Origin of the sequence: Clostridium sardiniense (assembly GCF_016907995.1) — a bacterium.
GTDB lineage: Bacteria > Bacillota > Clostridia > Clostridiales > Clostridiaceae > Clostridium > Clostridium sardiniense.
Genome location: NZ_JAFBDA010000039.1, coordinates 1 through 19,032, shown reverse-complemented (window position 1 = coordinate 19,032; position 19,032 = coordinate 1). Strand labels below are relative to the sequence as shown.

The following is a 19,032-nucleotide window of genomic DNA, read 5'->3' as shown; positions in this document are numbered from 1 at the left end:
ATGCCGAAGTGGCGGAACTGGCAGACGCACAGGACTTAAAATCCTGCGGTGGTTAAACACCGTACCGGTTCGATTCCGGTCTTCGGCACCAAGTTAATTTTAAATAATTTATAATATCGCGGGATGGAGCAGTTGGTAGCTCGTCGGGCTCATAACCCGAAGGTCGTAGGTTCAAGTCCTGCTCCCGCAACCACAAAGCGTGGCGGAATAGCTCAGCTGGCTAGAGCATTCGGTTCATACCCGAAGTGTCGTAGGTTCAAGTCCTATTTCCGCTACCAATTGCCTGCCGAAGTGGCGGAACTGGCAGACGCACAGGACTTAAAATCCTGCGGTGGTTAAACACCGTACCGGTTCGATTCCGGTCTTCGGCACCAAAGATCTAAGATTCTTCTTAGATCTTTTTTGCTATATAAAATAAAAGTATAGGAGCTATAGTCGAAAAAAGATTTATTATAGCTTCTATTTTTTTATGTGTAAAAAAATATGTTAAGAAATAACAAATTCATATATATAATGACAAAGAGTAAAAATAAAATAAATTGCTATAAACTATTGAAGTATGGTACTTCATGGGACTTTTCATATGATATGAATAATATATCGAAAAATAATACTAAAGATAGAAAATTAAAAATATAAAAGAATAATGTCCGACGAAATTTTAAAATTATACCATGTATTGACATATATCGAGAAGAATAGTTGTTATAATTAAATTACAAATTATGGGAATTGGGAGGAAGATATATGCAGTACAGACTTAATGGAGGAGCATTTAAAAGATTTGAAGAGGGAATAGATAATAATAGTAAAGTAGAAGTAAGGAATGAGCCTACAAAACTAGTAGTTATTTTTATAGCTACATTATTGTTAAGTAGAGTTACTATAATGATTGGAGAGGGCGATATAGCTGGAGTATCTCCGTTTGGCTTAGCCTTTTTAATTAGCGTAGTTGCTGGAAGAGAACAAAGTAAGGTTGTTGTAGCTTCTGTTGGAGCCTTGATTGGATATTTTACAATAAATGCTACATTAAAAGATGGATGGATGTATCTAATAACTGTTCTTATGGTATTAGGATATAGCTTAGTTATAAATAAGCTTCAAAAAAGACTAAATGAAAAGCATTTATTCTTTATAGTATTTTTAAGTTATATAATTTATGGATTAGTGATAAGTAATTATGATATAGGAGTTAACGTAACAATTGCAGGGTTAAATACAATTCTTGTCCTTCCTATATATTATGTTATAAAGTATGGATTGAAGTGTGTAGGTGAGTATAATACAAATTATTTCTTTAATATAGAAGAAGTAATAAGTATTGCAATAATAGTGTGTTTGATGATTGCTGGAATTGGTGGAATAACTATTGCAGGAGTTGGTATAAGAAATATAGCATCACTTGCTACTGTAATATCAATAGCTTATATTGGTGGAGCTGCAAATGGAGCTGCAATTGGAATTGCAATGGGCGTTATTGTAGGAATTACATCTGGAAACATGATAAGCGGAATTGGACTATATGGAAGCATAGGATTAATGGTAGGATTATTTAAAGAAACTGGTAAGGTATTCTCATTCTTATCATCTATAATGGTTTATTTGATTCTTTCACTATATTCTCAAGGATTGCATATAGAAGGAATTATTGAGATATTAGTAGGTGGAATGATTTTCCTGATAATTCCTAAGAAAATATTTAATGGACTAGAGGTTGAAATGTGTCAGGAGACTAAGGTGGATACTATAAATGAGGAGCATCTATCCCAAGTTAAAAATGAGTTTTCAAGAAAAGTACAGGGCTTTGGAAACGCATTAGATATGTTAGCAACATCATTAAATAGTATTTCAGATAATAATAAATTACAATATAAAAATAGAAGTACAGCATTAGTTGAAAATCTAGCAGATAGAGTATGTAGTGTATGTACAGATTGTAATAAATGTTGGGAAAGAGAATTTAATCAGACATATACAGCTTTTCAAGAACTTTTAAAGGGTAGAGAAGAAGGAAGACAAAATTTTCCTATAGAACTTGAGAAGAAGTGTATTGGTAAATCAGATCTTATAAGAAATTCAGAAGAGATATTAAATATACTAAATGCCAATGAAATTACAAGAAGGAAGCTAGAGGAAGGTAGAAAACTTGTAGCAACTCATATAAGAAATGTATCAGATAATTTAGATAATATGGTTTCAGATTTTAAGCGTGATGTTACTTGGTGCTCAGAGCTTGAAAGAATAATTAGAAAAGAACTTAATAAGAATTCAATAAAGTATAAAGAAATATTCTGCTTTACAGATAAGGGTGGAAGAATGAATATAAAGGTAAGTATGGAGAATTGTTCATGTGGGACATATTGCATAAAGAATATACTTCCAGTAGTCAATGAGTTAGTGAGAACTCCAATGATGATTAGTGAAGAAGGATGTAGAATACAACCAAACAATAAGGATTGTGCTATATTCTTAAAAGAAATGCCAAGATATAAGGTTATTTCTTACGCTGGTATGAGAGTTAAAGAAGGGGAACAACAAACTGGAGATACTTATTCTTTTGGAAGATTAGAAGGTGGACAATATATAACTTTATTAAGTGATGGAATGGGGTCAGGTCCTGAGGCTGGAAAAGAGAGTAAAATAACTGTTGATTTAGTTGAAAAATTTATTGAGGAAGGATTTGGTGTTGAGACTGCATTAAATACAGTAAATTCAATAATGAGTATGAAATTTGAAGAGGATGAGAAATTCTCAACATTAGATTTAAATACAATAGATTTATATACAGGTAAAGCATCATTCTATAAAGTTGGTGCAGCAGCTAGTTTCATAAAGAGAGGAAATAAAATAAAGAAAATATCATCTAATATGCCGCCTTTTGGGTTGGTAGATAAGGTCGAAATAGAAAGTACTGAAGAAAGGATTAAGAACGGAGATATAATAATAACACTAAGTGATGGAGTTCTAGATGTTGATAAGAAAGGAGTTGGAGATTCTAGGTGGCTTGAAGATTATCTTGTTAAGAAGGGGAGTGATCCTAAGGAACTTGTTCTAGATATATTAGAATATTCTAAGGAAATTAACAATGGAACTATAAAGGATGATATGACTATTGTAGTTTCTAAGGTTTACTCTGCATATTAAAATGTAGTTATGTTAATAATAAAAGCTGGCTTGTAGTCAGCTTTTATAATTTTAATATTACAAAATGTGTAATATTAAGGTATGATATAAATGAATAGTTATACATAGGATGTGAGAAAGTTGATTAACGATTTTATTAATTATATAGAAGAAAATAAACTTTTAAATAAAGGAGATAAAGTTCTAGTTGGATTATCAGGAGGTCCAGACTCAGTATGTTTATTACATTTACTACACACTATAAAAGATAGATATTCTTTAGAAATTGGAGCAGCTCATATAAATCATATGATTAGAGGCGAAGAGGCGTTAAAAGATGAGGAATATGCTAAAGAACTTTGTGGACAATTAGAAATAGATTTTTATAGCATAAGACTTGAGATAGAAAAAATAGCAAAAGATAGAGGAGTATCTAGTGAGACTGCAGGAAGAGATGAAAGGTATGGATTCTTTAATAAAATAAGTAAAGAAAAGGGATACACAAAGATTGCTACAGCTCATAATGCTAATGATCAAGCAGAAACAATAATAATGAGAATGATGAGAGGTACTGGGCTTGAAGGACTAGGTGGAATTCCTGTTATTAGAGATGGGATATATATAAGACCTATACTATTTTTAGAAAGGGAATATATAGAAAAGTATTGCGAGGATAATAATTTAAATCCGAAAATTGATAAGACAAATTTAGAAAACATATATAGTAGAAATAAAATAAGATTAGATATATTGCCTTATATGAAGGGAAATTTTAATGGAGATGTAGTTAAAGCTATAAATAGAATGAGTTTATTACTTCAAGAAGACAATGATTTTATCAATAATGAGGCTAAAAGAGCTTTTTCTAAGTATTGTATAGTAAAGAAAGATGAAATAATACTAAGTAGGGAATTATTTGATAAAGAAAGGGCTATAATTACTAGAGTAATAAGAAAAGCTCTAACAACTCTTTCAAATAGTACTTATGATTTTGAAATGAAACATATAAAAGAAGTTATAGAACTCAAAGATATAGGGACAAATAAAAGAATAGATTTACCTAATGGAATATATGCTGAAAATATATATGGTGAAATATATATAAAGGAGAAGGAAAGATTATTAAAAAAACAAAATGATATTCATGAGATTAAAATAAAAAAAGATGAGTTAGATGGGTTACAAGTAGATTTTTTAGGTTGTCTTATAGAATTTGAAGTAAAAATAAAAGAAAAAAATTTAAAATTTAACAATAATGACTTAATTAAGTATTTTGATTATGATAAAATTAATGAGTATGTTACTCTTAGGAAAAGAAAAAATGGAGATAGGATAATACCTTTAGGTATGAAAGGTAGCAAAAAAATAAAAGATATATTTATTGATATGAAAATACCTAAGGATTATAGAGACAATATCCCAGTTATTGAATTTGATGATGAAATTGCATGGTTATTAGGCGTTAAAACATCTAATACATATAAAGTAACTAAACAAACACAAAACATTATTAAAGTAATGTGTAAAAGAGAGGAATTATAGTCATGAGGGAAGATGTAAAAGAGATATTATTTAATGAAGAGGACTTAGCTAAAAAAGTCAAGGAATTGGGTGCTAAAATAAGTAAAGATTATGAGGGGAAAGATTTACTTGTAGTTGGAGTTTTAAAAGGATCAGTTTTATTTGCATCAGATCTTATTAAGAATATAACTATACCTTGCGAAATAGATTTCATGGCAGTATCAAGCTATGGTGATTCTACAGAATCATCAGGTGTTGTAAGGATATTAAAAGATTTAGATCATAGTATAGAAGGTAAACATGTACTATTAGTTGAAGATATAGTTGACAGTGGAATAACATTAAGTTATTTATTAAAATATTTAAAAGCAAGAAGAGCAGAAAGTATTGAAATTGTATCATTACTTAATAAGCCAGAGAGAAGAACAGCAGATTTAGATGTTAAATATATAGGATTTAAAGTTCCTAATGAATTTATAGTTGGATATGGAATTGATTATGCTGAAAAATATAGAAATTTACCTTACGTTGGCATATTAAAAGAAGAAGTATATAACAAATAAAAAATTTAAATATTTACAAATAGGAATTATTGTAATTAAAAAAACCATATGGTAAAATTTTAAATATTATAAAGAGAGGGGGGCCTTGAATGAAAAAATATTCAAGTGCAGCTGTATGGATTGTCACATTAGCGGTACTGATTTTTGCATCAGTAGCATTGTGGGAAACAGGTAATAAATCAGATACAATCTCATATAGTTCTTTCCAACAAAAGTGGAGTTCCAACGAAATAACTAGCATATATGTTCGTGAAGACGATATGACGATAGAAGGTGTAATGAATAATAACCAAAAATTTATAACATATGCACCTGAGACAATGCTTACAAAGTTGATTAGTGAAAATCCTAAGAATAATGTAAAAGTAGAATTTGAAAAGCCTTCAAATAGTGGAGCATGGTTATCTATTATACCAACAGTACTTATGGTTGTATTATTCTTAGTACTTTTATTTGTAATGACACAACAATCTCAAGGCGGCGGTGGTGGCCGAGGAGTAATGAACTTTGGTAAAAATAGAGCTAAAGTTGCTACTCCAGATTCTAAAAAAGTAACATTTAAAGATGTTGCTGGTGCTGATGAAGAAAAGCAAGAATTAGAAGAAATTGTTGATTTCTTAAAGGAACCATCAAAGTATACACAAATGGGAGCTAGAATCCCTAAAGGAGTTCTTCTAGTAGGTCCTCCTGGAACAGGTAAGACTTTACTTGCAAAGGCGATAGCTGGAGAGGCTGGTGTACCATTCTTTAGTATATCAGGTTCAGATTTTGTTGAAATGTTTGTTGGAGTAGGTGCATCAAGAGTTAGAGATCTTTTTGCAGATGCTAAGAAGAATGCTCCATGTATAGTATTTATAGATGAAATAGATGCTGTAGGTAGACAAAGAGGAGCAGGTCTTGGCGGAGGTCATGATGAAAGAGAACAAACTCTTAATCAATTACTTGTTGAGATGGATGGTTTTGGAATGAATGAAGGAATCATAATGATAGCTGCAACTAATAGACCTGATATTTTAGACCCTGCATTATTAAGACCAGGTAGATTTGATAGACAAATAGTTGTAGGAGCTCCAGATGTCAAAGGTAGAGAAGAAATTTTAGTAGTTCATACAAGAAAGAAACCTCTATCTGATGATGTTAAACTAGATGTCCTAGCAAAGAGAACACCAGGGTTCTCAGGTGCTGATTTAGAGAATCTTACTAATGAAGCGGCACTACTTGCGGTTAGAAGAGGCGATAAGGCTATAACAATGCTAGATATGGAAGATGCGATAACAAGAGTAGTAGCTGGTCCAGAAAAGAAAAGTAGAGTTATTAGCGAAAAAGATAGAAAACTTACGGCTTATCATGAAGCTGGTCACGCTGTTGTGATGAAGTCATTAAAATATTCAGATCCAGTTCATGAAATAAGTATAATCCCAAGAGGAAGAGCTGGTGGATATACTATGTACCTACCGGATGAAGATAGATCATATACTTCAAAGCTTAGACTTAAAGATGATATGGTTGGACTTCTAGGAGGAAGAGTTTCAGAACAACTTATTCTTGGAGATATAAGTACTGGAGCTAAGAATGATATAGATAGAGCTAGTGCAATTGCTAGAAGTATGGTTATGGAATATGGAATGAGTGAAAAGCTTGGAACAATTTCATACGGATCAGATCAAAATGAGGTATTCCTTGGAAGGGATCTTGGAAGAGGAAGAAACTTCTCAGAAGAAATAGGAGCTGAAATTGATAGAGAAGTTAAGAACTTTGTTGATGAAGCCTATGTAAGAGCTGAAGCTATACTTAGAGAAAATATGAGTAAATTACATGCTGTTGCTCAAGTACTTCTAGAAAAAGAAAAGATAGAAGGCAAAGAATTCGAAGAAATATTTGATAAAGCATAATTTAAAGGTTCTGTGAAAACAGAACCTTTTTATTTTATATAGAATTATAATTGGGATATATACGAATTATATATAAAAAAAATAAAAAAACGTTCGATAAAATACTTCAAAAAAATTAAAACAAATGGTATACTCGTAATATGTAGGGTATAATAATAGATAATTTTTAGAGAATTGAAATTTATTTAATAAGAAATGAGGTTAGTATTAATGAAAAGCGATATTAAGATAGCTCAAGAAGCAAATATGGAATATATAACAAAGATAGCGGAAAAATTAAATTTAAATGAGGATGATATAGAATTATACGGAAAATATAAATGTAAAATATCATTGGATGCATTAAAAGAGAATCAAGGAAATAGAGATGGGAAATTAGTTCTAGTAACAGCTATAAATCCTACACCGGCAGGAGAGGGAAAATCAACGGTTACAGTAGGTCTTGGAGATGCGTTGCGTAGAATGGGTAAGAATTCAGTTATAGCACTTAGAGAGCCGTCTCTTGGGCCTGTATTTGGAATCAAGGGGGGAGCTGCTGGTGGTGGATATGCACAAGTTGTTCCTATGGAAGATATAAACTTACATTTTACTGGTGATATGCACGCTATAACATCAGCTAACAACTTGTTATCAGCAGCTATAGATAATCACATACATCAAGGGAATGATTTAAGAATTGACTCAAGAAGAATAATTTTTAAAAGAGTTATAGATATGAATGATAGAGCGTTAAGAGAAGTTGTTGTAGGTCTTGGAGGAAAGATTAATGGTTTTTTAAGAGAAGATGGATTTATGATAACTGTAGCATCAGAAATAATGGCTATACTATGCCTAGCTAAAGATTTAAGTGATTTAAAAGAAAGAATGGGAAATATATTAATTGCTTATAACTTAGATGGGGAACCAGTATATGCGAAAGAATTAGGTATACAAGGTGCTATGGCACTATTAATGAAAGATGCAATAAAGCCTAATTTAGTTCAAACATTAGAAAATACTCCGGCTATAATTCACGGAGGACCATTTGCGAATATAGCACATGGATGTAACTCAGTTATAGCAACTAAGCTTGCACTAAAACTTAGTGATATAGTAGTTACAGAAGCGGGATTTGGAGCAGATCTTGGAGCTGAAAAGTTCTTAGATATTAAATGTAGATATGGAGAATTAACTCCAGATTGTGTTGTTATAGTTGCTACTATAAGAGCTTTAAAGCATCATGGTGGAGTGAAAAAAGATGACCTTAATACTCCGAATATTGAAGCATTAAAAATAGGTGTTTCAAATTTAGAAAAACAAATAGAGAATATTAAAAAGTATAATGTTCCTGTAGTTGTGGCTATAAATAAATTTACATCAGATAGTGAAGAGGAAGTTCAATTTATAAAAGACTTCTGCAAAGAAAATGGTGTTAGAGTTGCACTTTCAGATGTCTGGGCAAAAGGCGGAGAAGGTGGAATAGAACTTGGAACTGAAGTAGTTGATGTATTAGAAAATGAAGAATCAAAATTTGAAGTTTTATATGATACTAATAATACTATTGAAGAAAAAATTAGGACTATAGCCTGGGAAATATATGGAGCAAATACTGTAAACTATACACCGCAAGCTAGAAAGCAAATAGCTGAACTTGAAAAGTTTAATTTAGATAAACTTCCAATATGTATGGCAAAAACTCAATATTCACTATCAGATAACCCAAGTCTTTTAGGGAGACCAGAAAATTTTGATATAACTGTAAAAGAAATAAGAGTATCAAATGGTGCTGGATTTATAGTTGCGTTAACTGGAGATGTTATGACAATGCCAGGATTACCGAAGGTTCCAGCAGCGAATAAAATGGATATATTGGATGATGGAGAAATTATAGGATTATTCTAACGTTCTGTTAACTCTTGACAAATACCACTGAATTGTTAAAATTAAGTTATTTTATCAGAATAAAAGCAGCTTTAATTATAGCTGCTTTTAACTATATTAAGGTGGTGCTTTTATGATTTTGCTTGTCGATGTAGGAAATACGAACATCGTTTTAGGAGTTCACAAAGATGATAATTATATAGCTAGTTGGAGAATATCAACAGATGCACAAAAAACGTCTGATGAGTATAGCGTACAAGTTATGCAGTTGTTTTCTCAGCATAACTTAGATCCAAAGGAAGTTAAGGGAATAATAATATCATCAGTAGTTCCTAATATAATGCATTCATTAGAAAATATGATAAGAAAATGTTTCTGCAGGGAGCCTATAATAGTAGGACCTGGGATAAAGACAGGAATAAATATAAAATATGATAATCCTAAAGAAGTTGGGGCAGATAGAATAGTTAATGCTGTTGCAGCTTTTGAACTATATAAAAAACCAAACATAGTAATTGATTTTGGTACAGCAACAACATTCTGTTCAATAACAGAAAAGGGAGATTATTTAGGTGGATGTATTGTTCCGGGCGTAAGAATTGCATCAGATGCATTATTCGAAAGAGCAGCAAAACTACCAAGAATAGAACTTGAAGTACCTAAAAATATTATATGTAAAAGTACAATTGTAAGTATGCAAGCAGGTATTTTATATGGATATATTGGGCAAGTTGAATATATAGTAAAGAAAATGAAAAACGAAATGAGAAATAAATGCAATGAAGAACCTATAGTTATTGCAACAGGGGGACTTGCAAACTTAATTGCTAAAGAGACTGATGCAATAGATATAGTTGACGGTGACTTAACATTAGAAGGGTTAAGATTAATATACAATAAGAATAAGGAGTAAAACTCAAAGAAATGAAGATAGGAAATATAGAATTTGAAAACAATGTATTTCTAGCTCCTATGGCAGGAGTAACAGATATATCATTTAGAGGGCTTTGCAAGGAACAAGGGTGCGGACTGGTTTATACAGAAATGGTTAGTGCAAAAGCTTTATATTATGGTAGTGAAAATACACAAAAGCTTCTTAGAATTTCAGATGAAGAAATGCCAGTTGCTGTACAAATATTTGGAAATGATCCTGATATTATGACAAAGATGGTTGAGGAACATTTTAACGATAGAAAAGATATTTGTATTATAGATATAAATATGGGGTGTCCAGCTCCTAAGATTGTTAAAAATGGAGATGGATCAGCTCTTATGAAAGATCCAAAACTTGCAGCAGAAATTGTAAGAAAGATAAAACAAGTTTCATCAAAACCTGTAACTGCAAAGTTTAGAAAAGGATTTGATGAAGATAATCTAAATGCAGTTGAGTTCGCGTTAGCTTTAGAAGATGCAGGAGTAGATGCTGTAGCTGTACATGGTAGGACAAGAAAGCAAATGTATGAAGGAAAAGCAGACTGGAATATAATAAAAGAAATAAAAGATAAAGTGAAGGTACCTGTTATAGGTAATGGTGATGTATTTACTCCAGAAGATGCTTTAAGGATGAAGCAACTTACTAATTGTGATGGAATAATGGTTGCAAGAGGAAGTATGGGTAATCCGTGGCTTTTCAAACAGATACAAAGAATTCTTGAAGGGAAAGAGCTTAAGGAAATAACCCCAGAAGAAAAGATTGATATGTGTATAAGACATTACGAATTAGCAATAAAGTATGACGGATATCATAAAGCTATAAGAGAGATGAGAAAGCATGCATCATGGTATATAAAAGGTCTTCCAAAATGTACAGAAGTAAGAAATGAAATGAATGTATTAGAAGATAGTGATGCTGTTATGGAGCTATTAATAAATTATAAAAATGAATTAAAGAACTTAAAAGCTGGTAGATAGTAATGTAAACTTTTGAATATTACGGAATGTTTATTCAAAAGTTACATTATTTTAAAAGACATTTCTGAATAAAGTGTATTATTATGAATAAAGTGGCTATATAATAGATACTATATACTATTGAAATACATTTAAAAAAATTAGATTTGTTGACATATTATAGGCCCTGCTTTATAATATTTTAAATGAATTTGAATATTCGTTATAGGGCCCAAATTTTGATAGGTTTAAGAAATATTAAATTAAAATATAAACCAGTAGAAGGTTATTAAAGGGGAGTTTAAGTATGAGCGAACAAAAAAAATTTGTAATGACTTATGAAGGTGTTAAAAAGCTTGAAAACGAGTTAGAACATTTAAAAACAGTTAAAAGAAAAGAAATTACAGAAAAAATAAAAGTAGCATTAGGATACGGAGACTTAAGTGAAAACTCAGAATATGATGAAGCAAAAAACGAGCAAGCTTTTACAGAAGGAAGAATCCTTCAATTAGAAAATATGCTTAAAAATGCTGAAGTTGTAGATGAATCAGAAATACCATCAGATGTTGTTGCGGTTGGAGCAAAAGTAAAGGTTAAAGACTATGATTTTGATGAAGAAGTTGTCTATACAATAGTAGGTTCAGCAGAAGCAGATCCAATGGAATTTAAAATTTCAAATGAATCACCAGTAGGTGCTGGACTTATAGGTAAAAAAGTTGGAGACGTAGTTGAAATATCTGTACCTGATGGAGTAAGTAAATACGAAGTATTAGAAATAAGCAGATCATAACGGAGGGATAATTAATGTCAACTGAGGAAATGAATATACAAGAATTAGAAGCTCAGTTAAGTGAGCAAGAAGCACTTAGAAGAGAAAAATTAGCTGAATTACAAGCTGCAGGTAAAGATCCATTTGATGTATATAAAGTGGAAAGAACACATAGTTCAGAAGAAGTTAAATCAAACTATGAAGAATTAGAAGGCAAGACTGTAACTGTAGCTGGAAGAATCATGTCAAAGAGAGGTCAAGGTAAAGTTGTATTCTCAGACATACATGATAGAGATGGTAAAATCCAATTATTTATAAAGATTGATGCGGTTGGAGAAGAAAATTTAAAAGCATATAAGAGTTTTGACTTAGGTGACTGGGTTGTTGCGACTGGAGAAGTGTTTAAAACTAGAACTGAAGAAGTTTCAGTTAAGGTTTCAGATTTCGAGTTAATTTGTAAATCATTAAAACCATTACCAGAAAAATTCCACGGATTAAAAGATCCAGACTTAAGATATAGACAAAGAGAAGTGGATATAATTACTAATCCAGAAGTAAAAGATACTTTTATAAAAAGATCAAAGATAATAAAAACTATAAGAGAATTCTTAGATAATAGAGGATTCTTAGAAGTTGATACTCCAATACTATCACCGATAGCTGGAGGAGCTGCTGCTAAACCATTTATAACTCATCACAATGCTTTAGATATAGATATGTACCTAAGAATTGCTACTGAGTTATACTTAAAGAGATTAATAGTTGCTGGATTCGAAAAAGTTTATGAAATGGGTAAAAACTTCAGAAATGAGGGAGTTTCAGTAAGACATAATCCAGAATTCACTTGTATAGAATTATACCAAGCTTATTCAGATTACAATGATATGATGGAAATCATGGAAAATATGATTGCATATGTATGTGAAAAGGTAAATGGTACAACTAAGGTAATGTATGAAGGAACAGAAATAGACTTTAAGCCACCATGGAGAAGAATTACTATGGTTGATGCTGTTAAAGAATATGCTGGAGTTGACTTCAATGAAATCAAAACAGATGAAGAAGCACAAGCTATTGCTAAAGAAAAGCATTTAGAATTCCCAAAACCTTTAGATAAGGTAACTAAGGGAGAAGTTCTTAATATGTTATTCGAAGAATATGGTGAATCAAAATTAATTCAACCAACATTCTTAGTTGATTATCCAGTAGAAATTTCACCTCTTACTAAGAAGAAGAGAGGAAATGAAGCATTTACTGAAAGGTTTGAAGGATTTGTTTACGGAAGAGAAGTATGTAATGCTTACTCAGAACTTAATGATCCAATAGTTCAAAGACAAAGATTTGAACAACAAGCTAAGGAAAGAGAATATGGAGATGACGAAGCATACATGATGGACGAAGAGTTCATGAGTGCTTTAGAAACAGGAATGCCTCCAACAGGTGGTCTTGGAATAGGTATTGATAGAATGATTATGTTCTTAACAGACTCATCATCAATAAGAGACGTATTACTATTCCCAACAATGAAACCAGCAAAATAATTATTTATAAAGGATATCCTTATGGATATCCTTTTTTTATAAGGATATTTGTAATAGTATGTATTTATGGTAAGATATTTACATTGGTTTTATTAGGGGGATTTATGAGAAAAATAAAAGAATGGCTATATAAATTTGATAATATAAATGTTAAACCTATAAGTATATTAGGTGGAATAGGCTTTTCAATTTTGTTTGCTGTAGTATTAATTACAATGACATTATTAAGCATATTTATAGTTGCGCCTGGATTAGTAACGCTAGGGAACATGAAAGAAAGTTCAGTAGTTGCTCAACTAATCAATGGTATAGCGGATGTAGGAATACAAACACTTGCTTATTGCGCAACTATTACATTTATGAAAAAAATATATATAGATAAAGGGAATAATGATATTAGTATAGAATATACTCCATCAGTTAAATTAAAATGTAATGATTATATTAAGCTTATTATATTCTCTCTAGGAGAGATTACTTTTGTTCTAGGATTATCATATTTTTTAAATATGATACCAATTCCTGAATTTATTCAAGAGCTAATCGGTAGTGAAGATATAGCATACCCTTTTTTAGTCACTCTTATAATTGGATGTATATCAGCTCCAATTGTGGAAGAGATATTATTTAGGGGTATGCTTTTAAAAGGGCTTCTTAAAAAATACTCTCTTAAAAAGTCAGCTATAGTTGGAGGCGTAATGTTTTCGATCTTACATGTTCCAGATATACAAAATGTATTAGCTATTGTCGTTGGATCGATAATTTATTCATTTGTCTATGTATATACGAGGAGTATAGTACCAACTATAATCCTTCACATAAGTTATAATACTATAGCTACTTTATTTGATGAATTAACTTTAAGATTAAATATTTTAAATGAAGGATTTTCTAATATAGAATCAATGATGTTAATTATTATTGGAGGATTTATAATGTTTGCCTGTTATAAAAATATGAGGCTTAAAGACAGATATAAAGAAAAGTCAAAGGAGTAGTAGCTAAATAGGCTTTTACAAAAATAAAATTTTTTTATAAAATGTCTTGCAATTTAATTTAAAGATGATATAATATCAAATGTAGCAAATATTCCGCGATAGCTCAATGGTGGAGCATTCGGCTGTTAACCGACAGGTTGGAGGTTCGAGTCCTCTTCGCGGAGCCATTTTTCTTTTGAAATAAATATTTGTTATATGGATATTCCGCGATAGCTCAATGGTGGAGCATTCGGCTGTTAACCGACAGGTTGGAGGTTCGAGTCCTCTTCGCGGAGCCATTTTTTATTAATATAGAAATTTAGCAGTGATTATAAGAATCACTGCTTTTTTTATTATTCATCATATTCAATTAAATCTATAATAACGGCACAAGCAAGTATTAGTCCATGATCATTAAAATTTTCTATATCAATAGCATATTTGCCAATTGAATTAATACTATTTTTAGAAGCTGTAGCTACAGGAGTATCATACTCATCGTATATACAGAATTCATAATCAGTAAAATCACCTTTAGCAATTAATTCCCCATAAGGAGTGTCAATAATAAATTCATCCTCTATAGGAGTAAGCATTCTTTTTGTTATTTTAGCATAAGGCTCATTTGCTCTATAAACTTCAAATGTTTCGGCTAATTTCATATGTTTTTTTCGTATTTTAAATAACTTATTACCATTTGAGTCTTCAAAAGATAATCTTTCTCCAATAGTAAGTACTTTACCATCAACTTTGTAACATACATATCCATTAGCATCTTTTATTAAATAATCATTTCCAATAGAAACTAAATTTTGATTTAAAACATATTTCATGATTAATCCCCCTTTATTATTTTATTTAAATATATTATATAATATATAAGCTGTTCATTAAGTAAATTTAATGTAACATAAAAAATAAGTTTATATGTACCTTGACATATATAAGGCTTTTGGTAAAATTAAATATATAAATTAATATGTGCGTTGAAAAAGAAGAGTAGTCTTAGCTTTATTTTTAGAGAGATGATGGGTGGTGTAAATCATTAATAAAATAAGATGAAGGGAGCTTTTGAGCAGTGTTTTGAAAGTTGGGCTTTAGCCAAGAAGGGTGGAACCGCGGAATGTTTTTCGTCCCTTTATTGTGCTTGGGGCTTTTTTTATTATAAAAAATTATTGGAGGTATTAGAAATGGCAGTAGAAAAGACTATGGATAAGATAGTTGCACTTTGTAAAAACAGAGGATTTATATTCCCGGGTTCAGATATATATGGTGGACTTGCAAACTCATGGGATTACGGTCCATTAGGAGTTGAATTTAAGAATAACGTTAAAAAAGCATGGTGGCAAAAATTTGTTCAAGAAAGCCCATATAACGTAGGTGTTGATTGTGCTATCTTAATGAACAAGGAAGTTTGGGTGGCATCAGGTCACTTAGGTGGATTCTCAGATCCATTAATGGATTGTAAAGAATGTAAGTCTAGGTTTAGAGCTGACAAATTAGTTGAAGATCATATGACTGAAAGTGGAATTGAAGTTGCTTCAGCTGATGGTATGTCAAATGAACAATTAAAAAGCTACATAGAGGAGCATAATATAGTATGTCCTAAATGTGGAAAGATGAACTACACAGATATAAGACAATTCAATCTTATGTTTAAAACTTTCCAAGGTGTAACTGAAGATGCTAAGAATGAAATATACTTAAGACCAGAAACAGCTCAAGGTATATTTGTAAACTTCAAGCAAACTCAAAGAAGTTCAAGAAAGAAAGTACCATTTGGTATAGCTCAAATAGGTAAATCATTTAGAAATGAAATTACACCAGGTAACTTCACATTCAGAACAAGAGAATTTGAACAAATGGAATTAGAATTCTTCTGCAAGCCAGGAACAGATTTAGAGTGGTTTGAATACTGGAGAGAATACTGCTGGAACTTCTTATTAAACTTAGGAGTTAATAAAGACTGTCTAAGATTAAGAGATCATGAAGCGGAAGAACTTTCATTCTACTCAAATGCAACATCAGATATAGAATATCTATTCCCATTTGGTTGGGGTGAACTTTGGGGTATAGCTGATAGAACAGACTATGACTTAAAGAAACATGCAGAGCATTCAGGTCAAGATTTAACTTATTTAGATCCAATGACTAATGAAAGATATATACCATACTGTATAGAACCATCACTTGGAGCAGATAGAGTTGCACTTGCATTCTTAGTTGATGCATATGATGAAGAAGATTTATCAACAGAAACTAAACAAGATTCAAGAATAGTTATGCATCTTCATCCAGCACTTGCACCATTTAAGGCTGCAATATTACCATTATCAAAGAAATTATCAGATAAGGCTTTAGAAGTATACGGAGAACTTGCTAAGAAGTTTAATGTTGAATATGATGAAGCTGGAAGTATTGGTAAGAGATACAGAAGACAAGATGAAATAGGTACTCCATTCTGTATAACAATTGACTTTGATACATTAGAAGATGGAGCAGTAACAGTTAGAGATAGAGATTCAATGGAACAAGAAAGAGTTAAGATTGAAGATCTAGAAGCATATATTGCTAAGAGTTTAGAGTTTTAATTAATATAATACAAAAAGAGTATTTTCATTATGAAAATACTCTTTTTTCTTATATATATTGATATAATGAGGCTTTTTGGTGGAATTTAAACTTAAAAACAATAATCTATAGTGTTATAATTAGAAACAAATGGGACAAAATTAAAAATAATTCATAATATATAAGTTGATAGTAGTGTAGACTTGGAGGCAAAGTATGAAAAAAGATTTTAGAGAGTTTAAAGATTTTATAAAGGGCAAGAAGGTTGGAGTTGTAGGAATAGGAGTAAGCAATATACCACTTATCAATTTCTTAGTAGAACTTGATGCTAAAGTTACAGCTTTTGATATGAAAAGCGAAGCGAAGCTAGGGGCTATAGCTGAAGATTTTAAGAATAAAGGAGTAGAACTTTCTCTTGGGGAAAACTACTTAGATAATTTAACTGGTTTTGACGTTGTATTTAAGACACCATCAATGAGAATAGATTGTGATGCTCTAGTTAGAGTTAAGAGAGAAGGAGCATACATAACTTCAGAAATGGAAGAGTTCGTAAGATATTGTAGTGGAAAGATATATGGTGTTACAGGTAGTGATGGAAAAACAACAACTACTACTATAATATCAAAATTATTAAGTGAAGAAGGTTATAAGACTTGGGTAGGCGGAAATATAGGAACACCGTTATTTGCTCAAATTGAAGAAATAAAAAAAGAAGATATGGTAGTACTTGAATTATCAAGTTTTCAACTTATGACTATGGATTTACCGATAGATGTAGCTATATGTACTAATTTAGCTCCAAATCATTTAGATATGCATAAAGATATGAAAGAATATATAGATGCTAAGAAAAATGTATTCTTATATGGTGAAGAATCAGGAGTATTAGTAGTAAATAGAGAAAATGATATAACATATAGCTTTGAAAAAGAGGCCAAAGGTGAGGTTAGAGAATTTAGTTCAAAAAGAGTACTAGAAAAAGGTGCTTACTATAAAGATGGAATACTATACCTAGAAGGAAAAGAAGTTGTAAAAAGAGAAGATATACTTTTAAAAGGTATGCATAATATAGAAAATTATTTAGCTGCGTTTATATCTACTAAAGATGATGTTTCAATAGAAACAATGAAAAAAGTATGTGAGACTTTTGGTGGAGTAGAACATAGGTGTGAAATCGTAAGGGAACTAAATGGAGTTAAATATTATAATGATTCTATAGCATCAAGTCCTACAAGAACTTTAGCTGGACTTAAAGCTTTTGATGAGAAGGTAATATTAATAGCAGGGGGATATGATAAACATATACCTTTTGAGCCTTTAGCTGAAGAAGGATATCCTTTTATCAAAAAAATGATATTAGTTGGAGCTACTAAGGAGAAAATTAAAGCGGCATTTAATAAACTAAAAGAGGAAAAAGGTATTGATGTTGAAATTATAGAAGTAAATACTTTTGAAGATGCAGTAAATAAAGCAAAAGAGATAGCAGTAGGTGGGGACATAGTAACACTATCACCGGCTTGTGCATCTTTTGATATGTTCCCTAACTTTATGGAAAGAGGAAATAAATTTAAGGAATTAGTAAATGCATTAAAATAAATGAAAAAAAGATAGTACAAATAATTGTGCTATCTTTTTTTATTTTTAAATAAATGAATACAAAAGATTATTAAAAGTGTAAATTATATTTAAAAAGATAAAGAAAAATATCTTATATAAATAGAAAAGCACAGAAAAGAATTAGGATTTTACTGTGGAAATTAGAATAATTAATAGAAAAATGGCTTTTTAAGACGATAACTATACCACGTGTATCATCATTTGAATTAGTTAGTAAAATTAAGAAAAATAGAGTGTTTGAAGAATAATTTTATATAATCATAATTAATTAATAATTATAAAAAATATAATCATGGTACTATAATATCCGTCGTCAAGTGATGACGGCAACGAAAACACTTTAAGTAAAACATTGAAAAACAATTTAAAAAAGTTGTTGACAATGAGGAACTTAAGTGATACTATAATAAAGCGGTCAACGAGATCGCACAGATCTTTGAAAATTGAACAGAATATATAAAACATTTAAACAACCAGCAATTCTTTTTATTAAAGTAAGTTTTATGAGTGAAAAGATTAAACTTTTTATTGAGAGTTTGATCCTGGCTCAGGACGAACGCTGGCGGCGTGCCTAACACATGCAAGTCGAGCGATGAAGTTTCCTTCGGGAAACGGATTAGCGGCGGACGGGTGAGTAACACGTGGGTAACCTGCCTCATAGAGGGGAATAGCCTTCCGAAAGGAAGATTAATACCGCATAACATTGCA

13 protein-coding genes, 6 tRNA genes, 1 rRNA gene and 1 other annotated feature are annotated in these 19,032 nt (G+C 31.0%); of the genes, 19 read left to right on the top strand and 1 reads right to left on the bottom strand.

Annotated elements, in window-relative coordinates; genetic code table 11:
- Window positions 1-2: 2 nt before the first annotated feature.
- The 16 genes from JOC62_RS18540 to JOC62_RS18465 all read left to right on the top strand — a co-directional run bounded on the left by JOC62_RS18540 (window position 3) and on the right by JOC62_RS18465 (window position 14,435).
- A tRNA-Leu gene (locus JOC62_RS18540) sits at window positions 3-91 on the top strand.
- A gap of 26 nt (window positions 92-117) precedes the next feature.
- Window positions 118-193 (top strand) — tRNA-Met (locus tag JOC62_RS18535).
- An 8-nt stretch (window positions 194-201) separates the two neighbouring features.
- Window positions 202-278 (top strand) — tRNA-Met (locus tag JOC62_RS18530).
- 7 nt (window positions 279-285) lie between these two features.
- Window positions 286-374 (top strand) — tRNA-Leu (locus JOC62_RS18525).
- A gap of 373 nt (window positions 375-747) precedes the next feature.
- The gene (gene spoIIE / locus JOC62_RS18520; protein ID WP_204596757.1) at window positions 748-3,144 is read left to right on the top strand and encodes a stage II sporulation protein E; all 2,397 of its coding nucleotides are present in this window, start codon (window positions 748-750) and stop codon (window positions 3,142-3,144) included.
- A gap of 120 nt (window positions 3,145-3,264) precedes the next feature.
- Complete coding sequence (tilS, locus tag JOC62_RS18515) at window positions 3,265-4,665, top strand: tRNA lysidine(34) synthetase TilS (protein ID WP_204596756.1); 1,401 nt, start codon at window positions 3,265-3,267, stop codon at window positions 4,663-4,665.
- Between the two features lie 2 nt (window positions 4,666-4,667).
- Window positions 4,668-5,207 carry a hypoxanthine phosphoribosyltransferase gene (gene hpt / locus JOC62_RS18510; RefSeq protein WP_204596755.1) on the top strand — a complete coding sequence of 180 codons (540 nt, stop codon included), beginning with the start codon at window positions 4,668-4,670 and terminating at the stop codon, window positions 5,205-5,207.
- An 89-nt stretch (window positions 5,208-5,296) separates the two neighbouring features.
- The gene (gene ftsH / locus JOC62_RS18505; protein WP_204596754.1) at window positions 5,297-7,099 is read left to right on the top strand and encodes an ATP-dependent zinc metalloprotease FtsH; all 1,803 of its coding nucleotides are present in this window, start codon (window positions 5,297-5,299) and stop codon (window positions 7,097-7,099) included.
- 210 nt (window positions 7,100-7,309) lie between these two features.
- Window positions 7,310-8,980: a formate--tetrahydrofolate ligase gene (locus JOC62_RS18500; RefSeq protein WP_204596753.1), complete on the top strand. Its 1,671-nt coding sequence runs from the start codon at window positions 7,310-7,312 to the stop codon at window positions 8,978-8,980.
- A gap of 112 nt (window positions 8,981-9,092) precedes the next feature.
- Window positions 9,093-9,872 (top strand): type III pantothenate kinase, encoded by a 780-nt coding sequence (locus JOC62_RS18495; RefSeq protein WP_204596752.1) that lies wholly within the window; start codon window positions 9,093-9,095, stop codon window positions 9,870-9,872.
- An 11-nt stretch (window positions 9,873-9,883) separates the two neighbouring features.
- A complete protein-coding gene (gene dusB / locus JOC62_RS18490; protein WP_204596751.1) occupies window positions 9,884-10,870 on the top strand; it encodes a tRNA dihydrouridine synthase DusB in 987 nt (328 codons plus the stop codon).
- 286 nt (window positions 10,871-11,156) lie between these two features.
- Window positions 11,157-11,639: a transcription elongation factor GreA gene (gene greA / locus JOC62_RS18485; protein WP_204596750.1), complete on the top strand. Its 483-nt coding sequence runs from the start codon at window positions 11,157-11,159 to the stop codon at window positions 11,637-11,639.
- Between the two features lie 14 nt (window positions 11,640-11,653).
- Entirely contained in the window at window positions 11,654-13,159 is a 1,506-nt protein-coding gene (gene lysS / locus JOC62_RS18480) for a lysine--tRNA ligase (protein ID WP_204596749.1), read from the top strand.
- Window positions 13,160-13,263: 104 nt separating this feature from the next.
- Entirely contained in the window at window positions 13,264-14,157 is an 894-nt protein-coding gene (locus JOC62_RS18475; RefSeq protein ID WP_204596748.1) for a CPBP family intramembrane glutamic endopeptidase, read from the top strand.
- A gap of 92 nt (window positions 14,158-14,249) precedes the next feature.
- Window positions 14,250-14,324, top strand: a tRNA-Asn gene (locus JOC62_RS18470).
- Window positions 14,325-14,360: 36 nt separating this feature from the next.
- Window positions 14,361-14,435: transfer RNA gene (locus JOC62_RS18465), tRNA-Asn, on the top strand.
- A 54-nt stretch (window positions 14,436-14,489) separates the two neighbouring features.
- Here the strand turns inward: JOC62_RS18465 and JOC62_RS18460 are convergent.
- Complete coding sequence (locus JOC62_RS18460; RefSeq protein WP_204596747.1) at window positions 14,490-14,969, bottom strand: LURP-one-related/scramblase family protein; 480 nt, start codon at window positions 14,967-14,969, stop codon at window positions 14,490-14,492.
- A 144-nt stretch (window positions 14,970-15,113) separates the two neighbouring features.
- Window positions 15,114-15,277 (top strand) — a binding site (T-box leader).
- A 49-nt stretch (window positions 15,278-15,326) separates the two neighbouring features.
- On the opposite strand from JOC62_RS18460, the gene JOC62_RS18455 reads away from it, so the two are divergent.
- From JOC62_RS18455 to JOC62_RS18445, 3 genes are all read left to right on the top strand, one after another.
- Window positions 15,327-16,727 carry a glycine--tRNA ligase gene (locus JOC62_RS18455; RefSeq protein ID WP_204596746.1) on the top strand — a complete coding sequence of 467 codons (1,401 nt, stop codon included), beginning with the start codon at window positions 15,327-15,329 and terminating at the stop codon, window positions 16,725-16,727.
- A 196-nt stretch (window positions 16,728-16,923) separates the two neighbouring features.
- Window positions 16,924-18,303: a UDP-N-acetylmuramoyl-L-alanine--D-glutamate ligase gene (murD, locus tag JOC62_RS18450; RefSeq protein ID WP_204596745.1), complete on the top strand. Its 1,380-nt coding sequence runs from the start codon at window positions 16,924-16,926 to the stop codon at window positions 18,301-18,303.
- Window positions 18,304-18,848: 545 nt separating this feature from the next.
- Window positions 18,849-19,032, top strand: a 16S ribosomal RNA gene (locus tag JOC62_RS18445); the annotation flags it as partial.

Coding starts and splice junctions, on each gene's coding strand:
- ftsH (WP_204596754.1), top strand. CDS start 5,297: ATGAAAAAATATTCAAGTGCAGCTGTATGGATTGTCACATTAGCGGTA.
- JOC62_RS18455 (WP_204596746.1), top strand. CDS start 15,327: ATGGCAGTAGAAAAGACTATGGATAAGATAGTTGCACTTTGTAAAAAC.
- hpt (WP_204596755.1), top strand. CDS start 4,668: ATGAGGGAAGATGTAAAAGAGATATTATTTAATGAAGAGGACTTAGCT.
- murD (WP_204596745.1), top strand. CDS start 16,924: ATGAAAAAAGATTTTAGAGAGTTTAAAGATTTTATAAAGGGCAAGAAG.
- JOC62_RS18460 (WP_204596747.1), bottom strand. CDS start 14,969: ATGAAATATGTTTTAAATCAAAATTTAGTTTCTATTGGAAATGATTAT.
- JOC62_RS18500 (WP_204596753.1), top strand. CDS start 7,310: ATGAAAAGCGATATTAAGATAGCTCAAGAAGCAAATATGGAATATATA.
- greA (WP_204596750.1), top strand. CDS start 11,157: ATGAGCGAACAAAAAAAATTTGTAATGACTTATGAAGGTGTTAAAAAG.
- spoIIE (WP_204596757.1), top strand. CDS start 748: ATGCAGTACAGACTTAATGGAGGAGCATTTAAAAGATTTGAAGAGGGA.
- JOC62_RS18495 (WP_204596752.1), top strand. CDS start 9,093: ATGATTTTGCTTGTCGATGTAGGAAATACGAACATCGTTTTAGGAGTT.
- dusB (WP_204596751.1), top strand. CDS start 9,884: ATGAAGATAGGAAATATAGAATTTGAAAACAATGTATTTCTAGCTCCT.
- JOC62_RS18475 (WP_204596748.1), top strand. CDS start 13,264: ATGAGAAAAATAAAAGAATGGCTATATAAATTTGATAATATAAATGTT.
- lysS (WP_204596749.1), top strand. CDS start 11,654: ATGTCAACTGAGGAAATGAATATACAAGAATTAGAAGCTCAGTTAAGT.